Annotated in this window: 13 protein-coding genes; 11 read left to right on the top strand and 2 right to left on the bottom strand. The window is 59.4% G+C overall.

Annotated features, from left to right (window positions below):
* Positions 1-175: 175 nt before the first annotated feature.
* Positions 176-871 carry a pirin family protein gene (locus IB250_RS15225; protein WP_192344708.1) on the bottom strand — a complete coding sequence of 232 codons (696 nt, stop codon included), beginning with the start codon at positions 869-871 and terminating at the stop codon, positions 176-178.
* Between the two features lie 279 nt (positions 872-1,150).
* On the opposite strand from IB250_RS15225, the gene IB250_RS15220 reads away from it, so the two are divergent.
* From IB250_RS15220 to IB250_RS15210, 3 genes are all read left to right on the top strand, one after another.
* Positions 1,151-3,625 carry a UvrD-helicase domain-containing protein gene (locus IB250_RS15220; RefSeq protein ID WP_192344707.1) on the top strand — a complete coding sequence of 825 codons (2,475 nt, stop codon included), beginning with the start codon at positions 1,151-1,153 and terminating at the stop codon, positions 3,623-3,625.
* A 302-nt stretch (positions 3,626-3,927) separates the two neighbouring features.
* The gene (locus IB250_RS15215; protein ID WP_008069858.1) at positions 3,928-5,304 is read left to right on the top strand and encodes a pyridoxal-phosphate dependent enzyme; all 1,377 of its coding nucleotides are present in this window, start codon (positions 3,928-3,930) and stop codon (positions 5,302-5,304) included.
* Positions 5,301-6,482, top strand: coding sequence for a cystathionine gamma-synthase (locus tag IB250_RS15210; RefSeq protein WP_192344706.1), 1,182 nt, complete (start codon positions 5,301-5,303; stop codon positions 6,480-6,482). Before IB250_RS15215 ends, IB250_RS15210 begins: the two co-directional genes overlap by 4 nt.
* Before the next feature lie 122 nt (positions 6,483-6,604).
* On the opposite strand, the gene IB250_RS15205 is transcribed toward IB250_RS15210, so the two are convergent.
* On the bottom strand, positions 6,605-6,880 hold the full coding sequence (locus IB250_RS15205) for a DUF1652 domain-containing protein (protein WP_123494656.1): 276 nt from the start codon (positions 6,878-6,880) through the stop codon (positions 6,605-6,607).
* Positions 6,881-7,290: 410 nt separating this feature from the next.
* On the opposite strand from IB250_RS15205, the gene IB250_RS15200 reads away from it, so the two are divergent.
* The 8 genes from IB250_RS15200 (at position 7,291) to IB250_RS15165 (ending at position 19,834) form a co-directional block, all read left to right on the top strand.
* Positions 7,291-8,697, top strand: a complete 1,407-nt coding sequence (locus IB250_RS15200) for an NAD(P)/FAD-dependent oxidoreductase (protein ID WP_192344705.1) — start codon at positions 7,291-7,293, stop codon at positions 8,695-8,697.
* A 201-nt stretch (positions 8,698-8,898) separates the two neighbouring features.
* Positions 8,899-9,357 carry an REP-associated tyrosine transposase gene (locus tag IB250_RS15195; protein ID WP_192344704.1) on the top strand — a complete coding sequence of 153 codons (459 nt, stop codon included), beginning with the start codon at positions 8,899-8,901 and terminating at the stop codon, positions 9,355-9,357.
* Between the two features lie 716 nt (positions 9,358-10,073).
* The gene (locus IB250_RS15190) at positions 10,074-11,531 is read left to right on the top strand and encodes a serralysin family metalloprotease (protein ID WP_192344703.1); all 1,458 of its coding nucleotides are present in this window, start codon (positions 10,074-10,076) and stop codon (positions 11,529-11,531) included.
* A 97-nt stretch (positions 11,532-11,628) separates the two neighbouring features.
* Positions 11,629-12,051 (top strand): AprI/Inh family metalloprotease inhibitor, encoded by a 423-nt coding sequence (locus IB250_RS15185; RefSeq protein ID WP_192344702.1) that lies wholly within the window; start codon positions 11,629-11,631, stop codon positions 12,049-12,051.
* Between the two features lie 200 nt (positions 12,052-12,251).
* Positions 12,252-14,027 carry a type I secretion system permease/ATPase gene (locus IB250_RS15180; RefSeq protein ID WP_192344701.1) on the top strand — a complete coding sequence of 592 codons (1,776 nt, stop codon included), beginning with the start codon at positions 12,252-12,254 and terminating at the stop codon, positions 14,025-14,027.
* A complete protein-coding gene (locus IB250_RS15175) occupies positions 14,024-15,373 on the top strand; it encodes an HlyD family type I secretion periplasmic adaptor subunit (RefSeq protein WP_192344700.1) in 1,350 nt (449 codons plus the stop codon). Before IB250_RS15180 ends, IB250_RS15175 begins: the two co-directional genes overlap by 4 nt.
* A gap of 2 nt (positions 15,374-15,375) precedes the next feature.
* Complete coding sequence (locus tag IB250_RS15170) at positions 15,376-16,740, top strand: TolC family outer membrane protein (protein WP_192344699.1); 1,365 nt, start codon at positions 15,376-15,378, stop codon at positions 16,738-16,740.
* A 136-nt stretch (positions 16,741-16,876) separates the two neighbouring features.
* Positions 16,877-19,834 (top strand): autotransporter serine protease, encoded by a 2,958-nt coding sequence (locus tag IB250_RS15165; protein ID WP_192344763.1) that lies wholly within the window; start codon positions 16,877-16,879, stop codon positions 19,832-19,834.
* Positions 19,835-19,872 lie beyond the last annotated feature (38 nt).

Here is a 19,872-nt window from a genome sequence, read left to right as displayed (position 1 = left end):
CCGCTGGGGCGCGAAGCGGCCCCAAATCGGTTGGCGAGGTGTAACAGGTACACGTCGCCGGTTGGATTACGACTGCTTCGCAGCCGGACGGGAGCAAGCTCCCTCGCCACAAATGAAAATGAAAAAAGGGGCAACCATCAACGGTTACCTCTTTTTTCGTCCTGCATTTACCCCATCAAGCCACATCCACCAACACAATTTCACTGTCCTCAATCGCCGTAACGCGCAACACCCGTTCCTCGGCAATCGCGACACCGTCTCGAGCTTGTGCACGCAAGCCATTGACTTCAATGACCCCAGTGGCTGGAACCAGATAAGCCCGACGGCCGCTGTCCAGGTGATACTCCGCAGACTCCCCGGCTTTCAGGTTCGCCGCCACCAGGCGCGCATCGGCGCGAATGTGCAGGCTTTGATCGTCGCCGGCCTTGCCGCTGGCCAGGGTCACAAAACCTTCGCGCTCGCCTTTGGGGAATGGCTTGGCACCCCACGACGGTGCCGAACCGGCTTCGTTGGGGATGATCCAGATCTGAAAGATCCGGGTTTCGGTCGCTTCCAGGTTGTACTCACTGTGAGCGATTCCGGTGCCGGCACTCATGACCTGAACGTCGCCCGCTTCGGTGCGGCCCTTGTTGCCGAGATTGTCCTGGTGGGTAATCGCGCCTTCACGAACATAGGTGATGATTTCCATGTCCCGGTGTGGGTGTTGCGGGAACCCGGTTCCGGGAGCAATCACATCATCGTTCCATACCCGCAGGTTGCCCCAGTTCATGCGTTTGGGGTCGTAGTACTCGGCGAACGAAAAGTGGTGATGGGCATCCAACCAGCCATGGTGCGCGCCGCCCAGCGAATTGAAGGGTCTGAGTTCAAGCATGATCGTCTCCTGAAAAGGTTCGTCATGGGGCAGAGCGCCTGAGCCACAGACGAGAACCGGTGGTTGATGGCGAGCATGATCTATCAGGCACCAATCGATAAAAAGCGTAAAAAATGCCTCAATACAATCGAATTAGTTGATATCAAATAACCTCGAAACATTCTCATCCAGCCTTCACTTCATCGCATAAGCCAATGACCTGTAAGCATTTCACTAGAACTCAGCGGCAAATGCAGACACCATAGCCCTCAACAGCCTCACACCCTGGAGTCCGTCCGCGTGCCGCAACACACCCCCGATCTTCCTCCCGAACTTCGCCCCTTGGCCGAGATGCCTTTGTTCAAGCGCCTGGCCGCCCGGTTCTTTGGCCACGGCCTTACCCGTCTGCGCGCGCAACACCGTGCATCCTGGCTGCACGGCCAAGCCGACGGTTTTCGCAGCGGTCACAGCGCCGGGGTGGATTACGGCTATAAGGAAGGCAAACTCGAGGGGCTGGAGGAAGGTCGGCAGGTTCTGTTGATTCGCGACTCACGCTCGACCGAGCATCGACCGCCCAACGTCGATGACAATCTGTTCGACGATTGGCGGCTGTCATTGAGTGCTGAGTTGAAGAAGCGCATGAAGGCCGACGTGGCGCGATTGCTGCCCGCGCATGCCCAGCCGAGCGCTGCCCAGTGGAAGATGATTTTCAGCGACACACCGTCGACCTCGGTGATCGCCGGGGCGGGCGCGGGCAAATCGACCACCCTGGTGCTGCGAATTCTGCTGCTCAGCCATTACCTGGGGTTTGAATTGAGTTCGATGACCGTGGTGACCTTCACCCGCGAATCGCGCAAGGACTTCATCAATAAGCTGATCGAGCTGTTTGCAGTGTGGGGCCGGGGAATCAGCCTTAAAGAAGCGCGCGATCTGGTGCGCACTTTCCATTCGCGCATCCTGCCGATGGTTCGCAGCCTGCCGGGTTTCGAGCGGCTGCAAGCGTTCGAAAACCTCAGTCACCGCGTGCAAGGCGGCGATGAGGAGGTCGACAGCAACCCCTTCGACCTGCGCATCAACGATGCCCAGCGCCAGCAACTCAACGCCTGCTATCACAGCCTGCACACCCGCGATGAGCGTTTCCGCGAGTTGATCAAGCCTTTGTCTCGTCATGCCTTGCAGCTCAAGGAACTGGAGCGTGATCACCCGGACGTGCAGAAGCGCATGGCGGTGACTGAACTCGCCGCCAAGCGCGATGAAGAACTGTGCGACACAATCGAAGACTTATGGTTTCGCGCCGGCGCCTGGCCGATCAAGGGCATCGAGCCGAATCGTCAGACCTTCGATATCAACGGTTCGACCTTTCATTGTCACGGCTACATTCCGACGCTGGACGCCTGGGTGGTGCTGGGTTTCGATCCCCGGGAAAATCCCCAGGTCAGCCGTCCAAATGCCAAACTTTCAGTGCGCGCAGAATGGGCGGTAAAGCGCACCCTGTTTCAAGCTTTCTGCCGTAAGCCTTTGATATGGCTAGATAGTTATGAATCTTCAAAGCGTGTTTTGGCCTCGCTTGCCGGGGACGCCAGCGCTGGGCCCGGCTTCGATTACAAGGTCAAGGGCGAGCTCGGCTCCGCGCCGTTGCTGGACTGTTTTGTTGCGGCGGCCGGGTTTATTGAAAACCTCGGCCTGGATGTGCCGAATGCCGTGGGCCAGATGAGTTTCGCCAAGGATGACCCGGACCGGTTCTTCTTCGAGGCCTTGAGCCTGTTCTGGCGAGCGCTGGAAGATCATCTGCTGGATCAATCGCCGCCGGTGATGACCTACAACCGGATGTTCGCCTTATTCAGTGAACATTCACCGGAGAATCTCAAGCTGCTGAGCGATGAGCTGCTCAGGCCCATGTCGCACTTGATGATCGACGAGTTTCAGGACGTATCACCGCAGATCGTTTCGTGGATTCGCGCCAGCCTGGCGGAAATCCGCAGTCGCGGACCGGCCATGCATGTGGGGCGCGGCGCCCAGCGTTCGTCATTGCTTTGTGTCGGTGATGATTGGCAGTCCATCTATGGTTGGCGCGGCAGTTCGCCGACTTACTTCATGGAGTTCAACAAGGAATTCCCGTCGCCGAGCACGACCAAAGTGATGCTCAGTGACAACTACCGTAGCCATCAGCACATCATCGACGCGGCGGAGCATATTGTCCGCGCGGCTCCGGCGATCGCTGGCAAGAAAGCCAAGGCCAGCGGTGAACCCAAGGCGCTGCTGCCAGTGAATATTCTCGACCGGGATGACCAAGGCATGGCCCAGCGCCTGATCGAGCACTATAGAAAGGGCGATTCAATCTTGATGCTTTATCGAAAAAGCAGCGATAAGTCATTGATTGAAGAGCATATTCAGTCTGTAGTTAATGTGGATTCCAGCTTGCCGTACGACGCTCGACGGCTCAAACAACTGACCTATCACAGCGCCAAGGGCCTGCAGGCTGATGCGGTATTTCTGCTGGGCGATTGCCAGCACCTGACCAGTTCACCCTACAAGAACCAGGTCTATCGCATGGCCGGACTCGGCAAGGCCGGCGACAGCGAAGCTTACGACAGTGCACAGAAAGACGAGATCTTGCGGCTGGCCTACGTGGGCATCACTCGGGCCGTGAGCCATTGCTACTGGTATGTCGATGGCCAGGATACCTCGGCTGCGAATATGCCCAAGGCCTCCGACCGGATTGGCAAGGGTAAGGCGTTCTTCGCTGATCACCGTCAGGGAAAAGTGTCTGCCTGACCATTCAGAGAGTCTTGAGCAGAAAACCTGTGGCGAGGGAGCTTGCTCCCGCTTGAGTGCGTAGCACTCACAAAAAAATGGGCGCTTGCCGAATTTTTGGGGCCGCTACGCGACCCAGCGCGAGCAAGCTCGCTCGCCACAAAGGCAGGCATGGCTGAAGAGGTACCGACTGGCTGCGAAAAGTTGCGGGGGGCGCAATCCCGGCCTATGGTCCAAAGCGAGGCTTTGCTTGCGACTGGCGCGCAATGATTCGCCGCAGGTCGCTGTCCATCCAGTGCGGATACATGCAGCGAGGTGACGACATGCCGAATGACTCCCGTCCCGCCGTGCTCGAACTGATCGGCAATACGCCGCTGGTGCGTATCAGCCGCTTCGATACCGGCCCATGCACACTGTTTCTCAAACTCGAATCACAGAACCCCGGCGGTTCGATCAAGGACCGCATCGGCCTGGCGATGATCGACACCGCCGAGCGCGATGGTCGCTTGCGCCCCGGTGGCACCATCGTCGAGGCCACCGCCGGCAACACCGGCCTGGGCCTGGCCCTGGTCGGCCGGGCCAAGGGTTATCGGGTGGTGTTGGTGGTGCCGGACAAGATGTCCACCGAGAAGGTTCTGCACCTCAAGGCCATGGGCGCCGAAGTGCACATCACCCGTTCCGATGTCGGCAAAGGTCATCCCGATTATTACCAGGACGTCGCTGCGCGGTTGGCGCGGGACATTCCCGACGCCTTCTTCGCCGATCAATTCAACAACCCGGCCAACCCGCTGGCCCACGAGTGCAGTACCGCTCCGGAGATCTGGGCGCAGACTCAGCATGATGTGGATGCCATCGTTGTCGGCGTCGGTTCGGCCGGCACGTTGACCGGGCTGACCCGTTTCTTTCAGCGTGTACAACCGAATCTGGAAATGGTGTTGGCCGATCCGGTCGGCTCGGTGATGGCCGAATACAGCCGCAGCGGCACCTTGGGTACGCCCGGTTCCTGGGCGGTGGAGGGCATTGGCGAAGATTTCATTCCGTCGATTGCCGACCTGTCCAGCGTGCGTAAGGCTTATTCGATCAGCGACGAGGAAAGCTTCGATCATGCCCGCCAACTGCTGCGCGCCGAAGGCATTCTTGGCGGCTCTTCGACCGGTACATTGCTCGCTGCGGCACTGCGTTACTGCCGCGAGCAAACCGAGCCGAAGCGGGTAGTCAGTTTCGTCTGCGACACCGGCACCCGCTACCTGTCGAAGGTCTATAACGACCAGTGGATGAACGATCAGGGGCTGCTGGCGCGCAAGCGTTACGGCGATTTGCGTGATCTGATTGCGCGGCGCTTCGAGGATGGCCGGGTGGTCAGCGTGGGGCCGGACGACACCTTGCTCACGGCGTTCCAGCGCATGCGCCTGGCGGATGTATCGCAACTGCCGGTGCTGGTGGATGGGCAGCGGCTGGTCGGGGTCATCGACGAGTCCGATATTCTGTTTGGCGTGCACGAAGACGCTACGCACTTTCGCATGACCGTGACCAGCGCGATGACCGACAAGCTCGAAACCCTGCCTCCCGGCGCCAGTCTTGCTGAGCTGGAAGCGGTGCTCGATCGTGGGTTGGTGGCGATCATCGCCGACACTTCGGGCTTCCACGGCCTGATTACTCGCGTCGACATGCTCAATCACTTGCGGAGATCCCTTGCATGAGTCAGCACGATGAAACCGCCAAACCACGTGCCTTCGCCACCCGTGTGATCCATGCCGGACAGACACCGGACCCTTCCACCGGGGCGCTGATGCCGCCGATCTACGCCAACTCCACCTATCTGCAACAGAGCCCCGGTGTGCATAAGGGTTTCGATTACGGGCGTTCGCACAATCCGACGCGCTTCGCCTTGGAGCGTTGCGTGGCGGACCTCGAGGGCGGCACTCGGGCCTTCGCCTTCGCTTCCGGGCTGGCGGCGATCGCCAACGTCCTCGAACTGCTCGACGTCGGCGCCCATATCGTCTCCGGCAATGACCTGTACGGCGGTACATTCCGGCTGTTCGACAAGGTGCGACGGCGCAGTGCCGGGCATCGTTTCAGTTTTGTCGATCTGACCGATCTGGCGGCCTTCGAAGCGGCGCTGCAGGACGACACGCGGATGGTCTGGGTCGAGACGCCGAGCAATCCTTTACTGAGCCTCACGGATCTCGCCGCCGTCGCGCGTGTCTGCCGTCAGCGAGGCATCATCTGTGTGGCCGACAATACCTTCGCCAGCCCGTGGATACAGCGGCCGTTGGAGTTGGGTTTCGATATCGTGCTGCACTCGACGACCAAGTACCTGAACGGTCACTCCGACGTGATCGGCGGCATCGCGGTAGTTGGGCAAAACGCAGAGCTGGCCGAGCGGCTGGGTTTTCTGCAGAACGCGGTGGGGGCGATCGCCGGGCCGTTCGACGCTTTTCTCACATTACGCGGGGTGAAGACCCTGGCATTGCGCATGGAACGCCACTGCAGCAACGCGCTAGAGCTGGCGCAATGGCTGGAGCGTCAGCCGCAGGTGGCGCGCGTTTACTATCCGGGCCTGCCATCGCACCCACAGCACGAACTGGCGCGGCGGCAGATGCGTGGATTCGGCGGCATGATTTCCCTCGATTTGAACAGTGACCTGGCGGGTGCCAGGCGTTTCCTTGAGAGTGTGCAGATCTTCGCCCTGGCCGAGAGCCTGGGCGGGGTGGAAAGCCTGATCGAGCACCCGGCGATCATGACCCATGCCAGTATCCCCGTCGAAACCCGGGCCCAACTCGGCATCGGCGATGCGCTGGTGCGTTTGTCGGTGGGGGTTGAGGATGTCGAAGACCTGCGTGCCGATCTGGCTCAGGCGTTCATGCGGATCGGTTAAACGCAATCAATGTGGGAGCGGGCTTGCTCGCGAAGAGGGAGTGTCAGTAAACATTAATGTTGCCTGACACACCGCATTCGCGAGCAAGCCCGCTCCCACATGTTTTGTGAAACGCTGGTCGTTCAGGCATAACTCCTGAGCGCCTGCGGCGGAATGAACGCCTCCAGCTCATCTTCCACAGCTTCAATGATTCGTTCTACGTCCGCCGCATTCATGACCGTTGCGCAAGGAATGCCGGCAATGGCGATCATGGTTTCACCACTGGCGCGGTCGAACAGCCGCGCAACCATACTGCCCGGCGCATCCATGGTCGCTTCGAAACCCATGGGATGAAAATGCCAGCGCATCAGCTGGCAGGCATTTGGAAAAGTGACTTTGCTGAAGGAACCTTTATTCATGTGTTGCCCACCTTAATCATCGAGCGCTTCCTTTAGCTCATGTTAGGAGGGAAGAACCTTCAATGGCTCAACCGGTGACTGTCTTTAAAAGTAGCATCCAGATGTGAAAGTCATGTGGATTTTTTCAGTCCGTTTAGCGATTGGTTCATTTTCTTTTGACGCAGATCACGAGACACCGATTTTATGGCGAAAGGCCAATACTGGCGGGGGCATTCCACGGGGGCCATTGAAGCCTGGCGATAACTTCGGCAAGCTCGGTTTTTTCTCGTAGAGTCTTTTACGCACGCCGATGATGGCCCGTTGCAAACCAGGCCACTGATGCGTTACCACCTGCGCTGGAAACACCGGGATCTGGACAGACCCGCGCCCCAGGATCGACACCATCGAAGTTTTGAGCAGCGGAGTCTTGCATGTCGGCGTGGCGCACGATCAGTTTGTGGATGGATCAACTTGAGGAGCCATTGCTGGCACGCCCGGCACTGGAGCAGGATCTGGACGTCGATGTGGCCATCATTGGTGCCGGTTACACCGGGCTCTGGACCGCGTATTACCTCAAACGCCTGGCGCCGGAGCTGAACATTGCCATCGTCGAAGCAAGCATCGCGGGTTTTGGTGCTTCGGGCCGAAACGGTGGCTGGTTGATGGGCAACCTGCTGGGCGAAGATCGCTTGCTCGCCGATTTACCGGCCGAACAACGGCGCGCCTCTTTCGAACTGCTGCACGGCATCCCCGATGAAGTAGAGATCGTCATCGAACGAGAAGGCATCGACTGCGATTATCGCAAAGGCGGGGTGCTTTACTGTGCTGCGCGCTATCCAGAGCAGGAAGCCAGCCTGCGTCATTATCTGGACACGCTCTACCGCCAGGGGCTGACCGAAAGCGACTATCGCTGGCTCAGTCCCGAGCAATTGGCGCAACAGATCAGAGTTGCCAAACCTTATGGCGGTATCTATGCACCGCATGTCGCAACCATTCACCCTGCAAAGTTGGTCCGAGGTCTGGCACGGACGGTGGGGCGCATGGGGGTCAACATCTATGAGAACAGCCCGGTTATTCAATGGCAGTCGGGCAGTTTGCGTACGGCCAAGGCTCAGGTTCGCAGCCGCTGGATCGTGCCGGCGGTAGAAGGGTATGCGGCCACATTGCCACCGTTGGACCGTTACCAGTTGCCGGTCCAGAGTTTGCTGGTGGCGACCGAACCGTTGTCCGCCGCGACCTGGGACGAAATCGGCCTCAGCCACGGTCAGGCCTTTAGTGAAAGCAGCCGACAAGTCACCTATGGCCAGCGCACGGCGGATAACCGCTTGGTGTTCGGTGCCCGTGGTGGCTATCAATTTGCTGGCAAGTTGCGCCATGACTTCGACTTGACCGCCAGCGAAATAGAGTTGCGTCGCTACCTGTTCAGCGAACTTTTTCCGCAGCTCAAGAACGTCCGAATTACCCATGCCTGGGGCGGCAACCTGGGTATGTCCCGGCGCTTCAAGCCGCACATGCTCTGCGATCAGGTCAGCGGCATCGCCTTGTCCGGCGGTTATGGCGGGGAGGGCGTCGGTGCCAGCAACCTCGGCGGGCGGACGCTGGCCGACCTGATTCTTCAGCGCGACACCGATTTGGTCCGCCAGCCGTGGGTCATTGCTCAGGGTGGTCTCGACGCGCTCAAAGCCTGGGAGCCCGAGCCCTGCCGCTGGTTGGGCTACAACGCGATCATCCGCAGCTTCGTCTACGAAGACCAGACCCTGGCCAACCCGACTACCGCGCCCTGGCGTCGCAAACTGGCCAGTGGGGTTGCGGGGTTCATGGAAGGGTTCATGCACTGAACGGCGACGCTCTGATGTTGCCAGCCTGTGTGCAAAACTGAGCAAGGTTTATCCGTGGCTGGAAACGCGTGCGGACGCGGGTGTGGAACAAGATTCGTACGGGTAGCTGAGCGGTCATATCTTGTAGCCATTGGCGCCGGTCGGGTTGACTGCAACGGTTTAGATTCCATGCCTTCTGTCAATAGACAAGGAGGCAATGGAATGCCTGTCTGTTCGAAAGCTGGTCATCTGCGCATTGGGCGTTATTCGGAGCCTGGACGCATCTACTTGTTAACAGCCGTCGTTCACGAACGGCAGCCAATTTTTACCGATTGGCGCATGGGGAGGCTGGTTGCCCAACAATTACATCTGGCTCAGGAGGAGCACTGGGCAGACTTTTTGACGTGGGTGGTGATGCCAGACCATATGCACTGTTTGGTACAGCTTCGGGGTAAAACGTTGGCCGAGCTGATGTGCCGAATCAAATCTCGTAGTGGTCTGGCCATTAATCAGGCGCTGGGGCGAAGCGGTCGTTTGTGGCAGAAGGGCTATCACGATCGAGCGGTTCGCCGGGAGGAGGACGTGAAACAGCTAGCTCGATATGTCGTCGCCAATCCTGTTCGAGCGGGACTGGTGACACGTGTTCATGATTATCCACTGTGGGATGCGTGTTGGCTGTGATGTTTTACGACTGCTGCGCAGCCGAACGCAGGCTGCGCCAGCTGCTACAAGAATCGTGGCGCACCGCAAACCTGTAGCAGCTGCCGAAGGCTGCGTTCGGCTGCGCAGCAGTCGTGACAATAGGCCGTTGCGCAGTGATGTCCATGCCGAACGCAGGCTGCGCCAGCTGCTACAAGAATCGTGGCGCACCGCAGACCTGTAGCAGCTGCCGAAGGCTGCGTTCGGCTGCGCAGCAGTCGTGACAATAGGCCGTTGCGCAGTGATGTCCATGCCGAACGCAGGCTGCGCCAGCTGCTACAAGAATCGTGGCGCTGTAGCAGCTGCCGAAGGCTGCGTTCGGCTGCGCAGCAGTCGTGACAATAGGCCATCCAATAAAAACTGGAGTTGATAGCGATACACTGGCACTCACACTAAGAAGTCCAAAAAATGCGAATTCATCTACAGAAAAACAACTTACTTATATTTAATATTTAAATAGCAAATTGTCGGACAATCCGGCCAAAACCTTCAACTACAAACTATATTTCGACAGCACACGCACTGTTTACTGGAGTTCGCCGGAACCACTCAATTTGACGTCAAAAAAAATGTAGACGTTTGATTTCAAATTGTGTCAGTTTTTATACGCCTTCATTGGGCGAGTGATAGGACGATCTCGCCAGAGATTGTCGTATCGGACAAAAAACTGTTCCATTGCTAAACAAGGAAGTGTGTTTATGTCGAAAGTAAAAGACAACGCTATTGATCTTGCCGAACAGGCCTTTGCGCCATTGCAAGCGCTGGCTGCCCCCAGTTCCGCCTACAACCAGATCGATAGTTTCAGCCATCAGTATGATCGGGGTGGCAATCTCACGGTCAATGGCAAACCCTCCTTCTCCGTCGACGAGGCTGCTACCCAGTTGCTGCGCGACGGCGCTGCCTACCAGGACAAGGACGGCAGCGGCAAAATCGAACTCACCTACACGTTCCTGACCTCGGCGTCGTCGAGCACCATGAACAAGCACGGTATCACCGGGTTCAGTCAGTTCAGCGCGCAACAGAAAGCACAGGCCGCACTCGCCATGCAATCATGGGCCGACGTGGCCAATGTCACCTTCACCGAGAAGTCCTTCGGCGGTGACGGTCACATGACCTTCGGTAACTACAGTGGTGGTCAGGATGGCGCCGCAGCATTCGCCTACCTGCCTGGCACCGGTGCGGGTTATGACGGTACGTCGTGGTATCTGACGGGGGGTGGTTATAACGTCAACAAGACGCCGGACCTGAACAACTACGGCCGTCAGACCCTGACCCACGAAATTGGTCACACCCTGGGCCTCGCTCACCCTGGCGACTACAACGCTGGTGAAGGCGCACCTACTTACAATGACGCGACCTACGGCGAAGACACCCGCGGTTACAGCGTCATGAGTTACTGGAGCGAGAGCAATACCGACCAGAATTTCAGCAAAAGTGGTGTGGAAGCCTATGCGTCCGGCCCGCTGATGGACGATATCGCCGCCATTCAGAAACTCTACGGTGCCAACACCACCACCCGTACCGGTGATACCACCTACGGCTTCAACTCCAACGCCGGTCGCGACTTCCTGAGCGCGTCTTCGTCGTCGGACAAAGTCGTGTTCTCGGTCTGGGATGCGGGCGGCAAGGACACCCTGGATTTCTCCGGTTTTACCCAAAACCAGAAGATCAACCTAAATGAAGCCTCGTTCTCCGATGTTGGCGGCATGGTGGGCAACGTGTCCATTGCCAAGGGCGTCACCGTCGAAAACGCGATTGGCGGTTCGGGTAGCGACCTGCTGATCGGCAACAGCGTGGCCAACGAACTGAAGGGCGGTGCCGGCAACGACATCCTCTTCGGCGCGGGCGGTTCGGACAAACTGTGGGGCGGTTCGGGTTCGGACACTTTTGTGTTCGCGGCCAGCAGCGACTCCAAGCCAGGTGCGGTCGACCAGATCCTCGATTTTGTCAGTGGCCTGGACAAGATCGACCTGACCGGCATCACTAACGGCGCGGGCCTGCATTTCGTGAACTCGTTCACCGGTGCGGCAGGCGATGCAGTGTTGACCACTTCGGGCGGTAACAGCCTGTTGTCGGTGGACTTCTCCGGGCACGGCGTGGCTGACTTCCTGGTCAGCACCGTTGGCCAGGCGGCGTTCTCGGACATTGTGGCCTGATTCAAGGTAAAAAGGAGGGCGGCGCTTGAGGCGCCGCTCTCTGTCCCTTGAACGGCAAGTGTTATGAGTAAGGCTACAACCCAGAGTAAAACGCCCTATGATCCAGAACGCTTTTACCTACAAAGCAGCCGCGTGGCTGTTGGCGACGCTGATGATGTTTCTTGGAGAGGTAGCCATGGCACGCAGTCTTAAATTAGCCGACCCGTCGGAACTCGCCGGGAAATGGCAGGCCACCTTGATCACCGCGCAAGACTCGCCCGAGTCCCAGGCGTTGCAAGACAAACCGTCGAATGTTTGCTCGATCGAGCTCAAGTTGAACCAGACCCTGGGTGAGGGGGCGGACTGCCTCGGTGCCTGGCTGAACCAGTCGGCGATTGGCTGGTTCCCGGAACCGGATGGCATTGCCGTGACCGGTAAAGAAGGCTCGAAAATTGTATTTTTCAGCCTACAGCATGAGGGGTTTTATAAAAGCACCTTGAAGTCAGGTCTGATCATTACGCTCGAGCGCACTGCGCATTAAGTAAAGAGTGCCTGGCTGGATATAAAAATAGTTATTGCCGTTATAAGCAGCCAATCAATAGCCGGAACTCTTTGAAGAACTCAAAGGGTTGTTATTGATGTGCAAAACGATCACCGGCAAAAGAATGTCTCGACCCATGTGCGGACAGTTAATTGGAACCTCGTCAAGTAAGGCGAGGATTAATACCTCAGGAAAAACCAATGAAGATGGCGAAGAGCCCGGCCACTGCACCGTTATTCAAGGCACTGGGCGACTATAAGAGCATCCTGATCAGTGTCGGGTGTTTTACCGCACTGATTAATGTGCTGATGTTGGTCCCGTCGATTTATATGCTGCAGGTCTATGACCGGGTACTGTCTTCGCAAAACGAAACCACCTTGGCAATGTTGTCGTTGATGGTGGTCGGGTTCTTCGCTTTTATCGGTTTGCTGGAGATCGTGCGCAGCTTCATTGTTATCCGTATCGGCAGCCAACTGGAGCGCCGCTTCAACCTGCGGGTGTATCAAGCCGCTTTCGAGCGCAACCTGTTCAAGGGCGAGGGCAACGCGGGGCAATCCCTGGGCGACTTGACCCATATTCGCCAATTCGTCACCGGCCCGGCGCTGTTTGCCTTCTTCGACGCACCGTGGTTTCCGGTGTATCTGTTTGTGATCTTTCTGTTCAACGTCTGGCTCGGCGTATTGGCCACCGCGGGCGCGGTACTGCTGATCGGGCTGGCCTGCCTCAACGAGGCCATGACCAAAAAGCCCTTGGGCGAAGCCGCGGGATTTTCCCAAAGATCCAGCCAACTGGCCACCAGTCACCTGCACAACGCGGAAACCATTCAGGCCATGGGTATGCTTGGTGTCTTGCGCAAGCGCTGGTTTGAGGTGCACTCGCGTTTTCTCGGCTTGCAGAATCAGGCCAGTGACACCGGCGCGGTTATCAGCTCCCTGAGTAAAACCCTGCGCCTGTGCCTGCAATCCCTGGTGCTGGGGCTGGGCGCCTTACTGGTGATTCAGGGTGACATGACCGCCGGGATGATGATCGCAGGTTCCATCTTGATGGGCCGGGTACTGAGTCCCATCGATCAGTTGATCGCCGTGTGGAAACAGTGGAGCGGCGCCAAACTCGCTTACCGCCGTCTCGATGCCTTGCTACAAGCTTTCCCGCCGAGTGACGAAACCATGGCGCTGCCGGCGCCGAAAGGCCAGATCACCTTCGAGCAAGTCAGCGCCGGCCCGCCAGGGCAACGGGCTGCGACTTTGCACATAGTCAATTTCAACCTGGGCGCCGGGGAAGTGCTGGGCGTACTCGGCGCTTCCGGCTCGGGCAAGTCGACCCTGGCGCGGGTGCTGGTCGGCGTCTGGCCGACGCTGGGCGGCACGGTGCGGCTCGATGGTGCGGACATTCATCGCTGGAACCGCGACGACCTCGGCCCTTACATCGGTTATCTGCCCCAGGACATCGAACTGTTCAGCGGCAGCATCGCCGAGAACATCGCTCGATTCCGTGAGGCGGATCCGCAAAAAGTCGTCGAAGCCGCGCAACAGGCCGGCGTCCATGAACTGATCCTGCGCATGCCGCAAGGCTACGACACCGTGCTGGGCGAGGACGGCAGTGGCTTGTCCGGTGGCCAGAAGCAACGTGTGGCCTTGGCTCGCGCGCTGTACGGCAATCCGAGCCTGGTGGTGCTGGATGAACCGAACTCCAACCTCGACACCGTTGGCGAAGCGGCATTGGCCGGAGCTATCGCGCACATGAAGGCCCGGGGCACCAGCGTGATTCTGGTCACCCATCGCTCCTCGGCCCTGGCCCAGGCCGACAAGTTGCTGGTGCTCAACGAAGGTCGTTTGCAGGCTTTCGGTCCAAGCCAGGAGGTGCTCAAGGCGCTGTCCGGCGCTCAGGAGCAGCAACGTGAAAAACCTGCACAGGCACCGGGCGGGCTCAGCATGAGCCGCCAGTATCAGCCCACGACAAGGAATTCGGGTGTATGAGCAGCACACGCATGAACGACGACAGCGAAGCGACGATGGAACACGACTACATCGCCGAACGCCCTGAGCGCGACGCGCGTTTCTTCGCCCGCATGGGCTGGATTCTGGCGATTGTCGGTGCCGGCAGTTTCTTCACGTGGGCGAGTCTCGCGCCGCTCGATCAAGGCATTCCGGTGCAGGGGACCGTGGTGGTCTCGGGCAAGCGCAAAGCCGTGCAATCGATGAGCAGCGGTGTGGTCAGCCAGATTCTGGTGCGCGAAGGCCAAGTGGTGAAGCAGGGCCAGCCGCTGTTCCGCCTCGACCAGACCCAGGTCGCGGCCGACGTGCAATCGCTGCAAGCGCAATACCGCATGGCGTGGGCCAGCCTGGCACGGTGGCAGAGCGAACGGGACAACCTCAAACAGGTGAGTTTTCCCGCCGAACTGAGCAACGATCCTGACCCGCGTCTGGCCTTGGTACTCGAAGGCCAACGGCAATTATTCAGCAGCCGTCGCGAAGCCTTTTCCCGTGAGCAAGCGGCCCTGCGCGCGAACATCGAAGGCGCCAGCGCGCAACTGGCCGGCATGCGCCGTGCGCGCACAGACCTGACGGCCCAGGCCAGTTCCCTGCAACAACAGCTGAGTAATCTTCAGCCCTTGGCGGACAACGGCTACATCCCGCGCAACCGCTTGATGGATTACCAGCGTCAGTTGTCGCAAGTGCAGCAACAGCTGGCAGAAAACACCGGCGAAAGCGGTCGGGTGGAGCAGGGCATCCTGGAATCCCGGCTGAAACTGCAACAGCACAGCGAGGAATACCAGAAGGAAGTCCGCAGCCAACTGGCCGACGCGCAACTCAAAAGCGTGACCCTGGAAGAGCAACTGACTTCCGCCGGCTTCGACCTGCAACACAGCGAAATCATCGCCACCGCCGACGGCATCGCCGTCAACCTTGGGGTTCATACCGAAGGCGCGGTGGTGCGTCAGGGCGACACGCTGCTGGAGATTGTCCCGCAAGGCACCCGCCTGGAAGTGGAAGGGCACTTGCCGATCAACTTGATCGACAAGGTCGGCACGCACTTGCCGGTGGACATTCTGTTCACCGCGTTCAACCAGAGCCGTACCCCGCGAGTCCCCGGCGAAGTCAGCCTGATCTCCGCCGACCAGATGGTCGATGAGAAAACCGGTGTGCCGTACTACGTGCTGCGCAGCAGCGTCAGTGACCAAGCCATGGAAAAACTCAACGGTCTGGTGATCAAGCCGGGCATGCCGGCGGAAATGTTCGTGCGTACCGGTGAACGTTCACTCCTCAACTATCTGTTCAAACCGCTGCTCGACCGGGCAGGCTCCGCGTTGACCGAGGAATAAGGATGTTCGGCTGTATGAATAAGCTTTCCCTGCTCGCAGCGACCCTGGCGTTGCTGACGTGCAACAGTGCGATGGCCATGGGGCCCTTCGACATTTATGAGCAAGCGTTACGCAATGATCCGGTGTTTCTCGGCGCCATCAAGGAGCGTGACGCGGGCCTTGAAAACCGTGCCATCGGCCGCTCCGGGCTGCTACCCAGGATCGGTTACAACTACAACAAGGGGCGTAACACCTCCAAGGTCACTCAAATTAATGAGGGGAGACCAGACTTCACCGAGGACCGCAACTACAGCAGTTACGGCTCGACCTTGACCCTGCAACAGCCGCTGCTCGATTACGAGGCTTATGCGGCGTACCGCAAAGGCGTGGCGCAATCGCTGTTCGCTGACGAAAACTTTCGTGGCAAGAGCCAGGAACTGCTGGTTCGCGTGCTGGAGAATTACACCAAAGCGCTGTTCGCTCAGGACCAGATCGATATCGCACGGGCCAAGAAAAAAGCCTTCGAGCAGCAGTTTCAGCAGAACGAGCAGATGTTCCGCCAAGGCGAAGGCACGCGCACCGATATCCTCGAAGCCGAGTCACGTTATGAACTGGCGACCGCCGAGGAAATCGAGGCGCGCGATGAACAGGATGCGTCCTTGCGTGAGCTGGGCGCACTGATTGGCGTGCCGGCCATCGATATTGCCGACCTGACGCCACTGGATCAGAACTTCCAGACCTTCACCCTGCAACCGGCCAATTACGACACCTGGCACGAGATGGCGGTGGCCAACAACCCGAACCTGGCCTCCCAGCGCCAGGCGGTGGAAGTGGCGCGCTACGAAGTGGAACGCAACCGCGCCGGTCATCTGCCAAAAGTCAGCGCCTATGCCTCGGTGCGCCAGAACGAATCGGAAAGCGGCAACACCTATAACCAGCGTTATGACACCAACACCATCGGCATCGAAGTCAACGTGCCGCTGTATGCCGGTGGCGGCGTCTCGGCCTCGACCCGGCAGGCCAGCCGCACCATGGAACAGGCCGAATACGAGCTGGATGGCAAGACCCGGGAGACCTTGATCCAGTTGCGCCGCCAGTTCAGCGCCTGCCTGTCGGGGGTCAATAAATTGCGGGCTTATCAGAAGGCATTGGTGTCGGCCGAAGCGCTGGTGATCTCGACCAGACAAAGCATTTTGGGCGGCGAACGGGTCAACCTCGATGCGCTGAACGCCGAACAACAACTGTTTACCACCCGCCGGGATCTGGCCCAGGCGCGCTACGACTATTTGATGGCCTGGACCAAGTTGCATTACTACGCCGGAACCTTGAGCGACCAGGACCTGGCCAAGGTGGATGAGGCCTTTGGCCAGGGCCCAAGGACCCAGTAAGACCAAGGAAGATCGCATATCCCCGTAGGAGCTGCCGCAGGCTGCGATCTTTTAGCGTCAGCAAGACGCCGCAAGATCAAAAGATCGCAGCCTTCGGCAGCTCCTACAAAAACAAGAAAAGCGAGATGTCATGCACATGGACGTACAGATCAAGCCGATGTCGGTCGGCACGCTATTGCTCCTGATTTCATCAGTATCAGGCCCAGCCCAGGCGCTTTATCTGGAAACCGGCAAACCCGGCGACCCCGCCAGTTGGCGCTCGACAGAGTTTCAGCGCGACTGGGGACTGGCGCGCATGCAGGTCGATCAAGCCTATGCCGCCGGCATCACCGGCAAGGGCGTGAAAATCGGCGCGCTGGATTCCGGTTTCGATTCCAGCCATCCCGAATTTGCCGCAGACCGTTATCACGCGGTGACGGCCAACGGCAGCTATGTTGACGGCTCAGCGTTCAACGTCGACGGCACGCTCAACACCAACAACGACTCCCACGGCACCCACGTCACCGGCACCATGGGCGCTTCCCGGGATGGCACTGGCATGCACGGCGTGGCGTACAACGCGCAAATCTACGTCGGCAACACCAACAAGAACGACAGTTTCCTGTTCGGCCCCAACCCCGACCGACGCTACTTCACCGCGGTCTATAACGCCCTGGCGGATGCCGGTGTCCGCGCGATCAACAACAGCTGGGGCAGTCAGCCGCCGGACGTCAGCTACCGAACCCTCGACGACCTGCACGCTGCCTACGCCCAGCACTGGAACAAAGGCACCTGGCTCGACGCCGCCGCCGACGTTTCGCGACGTGGCGTGATCAACGTGTTCAGCGCCGGCAACAGCGGCTACCCGAATGCCAGCGTGCGTTCAGCCTTGCCGTATTTTCAGCCGGACCTGGAAGGCCACTGGCTGGCAGTGTCGGGACTGGATCAAAGCAATCAGCAGAAATACAACCAGTGCGGGATCGCCAAGTATTGGTGCATCACCACGCCGGGCGCGAAGGTCGACAGCACCATTCCCGGCGGCGGTTACGCGATCAAGTCCGGTACCTCCATGGCTGCACCGCATGCCACCGGGGCACTGGCGCTGGTGATGGAACGCTATCCGTACATGAGCAATCAGCAGGCGCTGGAGGTGCTGCTGACCACCGCGACCCAGCTCGACGGCTCGATCACCGAGGCACCGAGTACGCGCACCGGTTGGGGTGTGGCTAACCTCGAACGGGCGATGCGCGGGCCGGGGCAATTGCTCGGGTCGTTCGACGCCAATCTGGGGGCAGGGCAAAGCGATGTCTGGAGCAATGACATCTCGGACAAGGCGCTGATTCAGCGTCAGGCCGAAGACACCGCCGAACGCAGCGCCTGGCAACAGACGTTGAAGGACAAGGGCTGGGAGAGCGGCGTTCCGGTTGGCGCCAGTCAGCAGGATCAGACCGATTACGCAGTGGGCACAACTCGCGATTCCGCCGCCGCCAACCGAGTCTACGAAGGCCGCCTGATCAAGTCCGGTGCCGGGCGGTTGATGCTGACCGGTGACAACACTTATCGCGGCCCGACCACGGTCAACGGCGGTTTGCTGGCGGTGAACGGCTCGCTGACGTCGGCGGTGACTGTCAATGACAGTGCCACCCTTGGCGGTAACGGACGAATCGCTGCGTTGACCGCCCATTCCGGCGGCACCGTGGCGCCCGGTAATTCCATCGGTACGCTGCAAGTCAGCGGCGATGTGACGTTTGCGCCGGGTTCGACTTATGCCGTCGAACTGTCCCCCACCAGCAGCGACCAGATTATTGCCGGCGGAACGGCCACGATCAGCGGCGCCACCGTGAGCCTGTCCCTGGAAAACAGCCCGACCTTGCTCAGCACCCAACAAGTGCAAAGCCTGCTGGGCCATCAGTACAACATCCTGCAAGCGGCGGGCGGCATTCAAGGCCAGTTCGGCGAGGTGTTGCCCAACTACCTGTTCATCGGCGGCAGCCTCGATTACGCCGCGACCGGTATTCAGCTCAGCGTTGAACGTAACGCCACGACCTTCGCCAGCGTCGGGCAAACGCCGAATCAGCGTTCTGTCGCCGCCGCAGTGGAAGGGCTTGGCGCGGGTAACGCAGTCTACGAAAGCCTGCTGCTGTCGCCGACCGCCAGTTCCGCGCAACAGGCTTTCCAGCAGTTGTCGGGGGAAATCTACCCGGCGCTGGGCTCGGTGTTGATCAATGACAGCCGTTATCTGCGCGACGCAGTGGGTGAGCGTCTCAACAACGCCAACAGTTCCCGAAACAACGGCTGGATCAAGGCATTGGGCGCCTGGGGCAAGACCGATGACAGTCACGATACCGCCGACTACACCACCTCGATTGGCGGTTTGTTGGCCGGTGTCGATGGCGCTGTCGATGACGAAACCCGTGTCGGCCTGGTCGCCGGTTATAGCGACAGTTCGGTCAGCATGGGCTCCGGAACTCATTCATCAGCACAAGTCGATAGCTATCACCTGGGCGCCTATGCCGGCCACGAACTGGGCGCCTGGCGTCTGAGTGCCGGCGGCGCCTACAGCTGGCATCGAGCCGACGTCAAACGTGACCTGCAATACGGCGACGTCAGTGCCAAACAGAAAACCAAGGTCGACGCCGGGACCACCCAGGTGTTCGGCGAAGCGGCTTATCGCCTGAACCTGCAAGCACTGGCCTTGGAGCCATTCGCCAACCTGGCTTACGTGCACCTCGACACCGAGGGCTTCACCGAGAAAGGTGACGCCGCCGCGCTCAAAAGCAGTGGCGACCGGCGTGACGCGGTACTCAGCACCCTGGGCGTACGCGCACTGAAAACAGTGACGCTGTCCGGCCAGCAACAACTGGACCTGAGCGGCAGCCTCGGCTGGCAACACAACCTGAGCCACACCGATTCCGAGGAACGCCTGGCGTTTGCCAGCAGCGGCACTCCGTTCGTGGTGCAAAGCTCGCCACTGGTTCGCGATGCGGCGCTGGTGGGCGCCCATGCCAGCCTGGCCTTGAGCCGGGATGTTCGGTTGAACCTCGATTACACCGGCCAACTGGCCAGCCGCGAGAAAAGCCACGGCGTCGGGCTGAGTCTCAATTGGCAGTTTTAGTAGCGGCTGCCGAAGCCTGCGTTGTCTGTAGCAGCTGC

Source organism: Pseudomonas sp. PDM09, assembly GCF_014852305.1.
GTDB lineage: Bacteria > Pseudomonadota > Gammaproteobacteria > Pseudomonadales > Pseudomonadaceae > Aquipseudomonas.
This window is presented reverse-complemented; position numbering and strand designations above follow the sequence as displayed.

Excerpts from the sequence above, each read along its gene's own strand:
- IB250_RS15195 (WP_192344704.1), top strand. The coding sequence starts at position 8,899 with ATGCCTGTCTGTTCGAAAGCTGGTCATCTGCGCATTGGGCGTTATTCG.
- IB250_RS15210 (WP_192344706.1), top strand. The coding sequence starts at position 5,301 with ATGAGTCAGCACGATGAAACCGCCAAACCACGTGCCTTCGCCACCCGT.
- IB250_RS15205 (WP_123494656.1), bottom strand. The coding sequence starts at position 6,880 with ATGAATAAAGGTTCCTTCAGCAAAGTCACTTTTCCAAATGCCTGCCAG.
- IB250_RS15165 (WP_192344763.1), top strand. The coding sequence starts at position 16,877 with ATGGACGTACAGATCAAGCCGATGTCGGTCGGCACGCTATTGCTCCTG.
- IB250_RS15185 (WP_192344702.1), top strand. The coding sequence starts at position 11,629 with ATGATCCAGAACGCTTTTACCTACAAAGCAGCCGCGTGGCTGTTGGCG.
- IB250_RS15175 (WP_192344700.1), top strand. The coding sequence starts at position 14,024 with ATGAGCAGCACACGCATGAACGACGACAGCGAAGCGACGATGGAACAC.
- IB250_RS15190 (WP_192344703.1), top strand. The coding sequence starts at position 10,074 with ATGTCGAAAGTAAAAGACAACGCTATTGATCTTGCCGAACAGGCCTTT.
- IB250_RS15225 (WP_192344708.1), bottom strand. The coding sequence starts at position 871 with ATGCTTGAACTCAGACCCTTCAATTCGCTGGGCGGCGCGCACCATGGC.
- IB250_RS15180 (WP_192344701.1), top strand. The coding sequence starts at position 12,252 with ATGAAGATGGCGAAGAGCCCGGCCACTGCACCGTTATTCAAGGCACTG.
- IB250_RS15215 (WP_008069858.1), top strand. The coding sequence starts at position 3,928 with ATGCCGAATGACTCCCGTCCCGCCGTGCTCGAACTGATCGGCAATACG.
- IB250_RS15170 (WP_192344699.1), top strand. The coding sequence starts at position 15,376 with ATGTTCGGCTGTATGAATAAGCTTTCCCTGCTCGCAGCGACCCTGGCG.
- IB250_RS15200 (WP_192344705.1), top strand. The coding sequence starts at position 7,291 with ATGTCGGCGTGGCGCACGATCAGTTTGTGGATGGATCAACTTGAGGAG.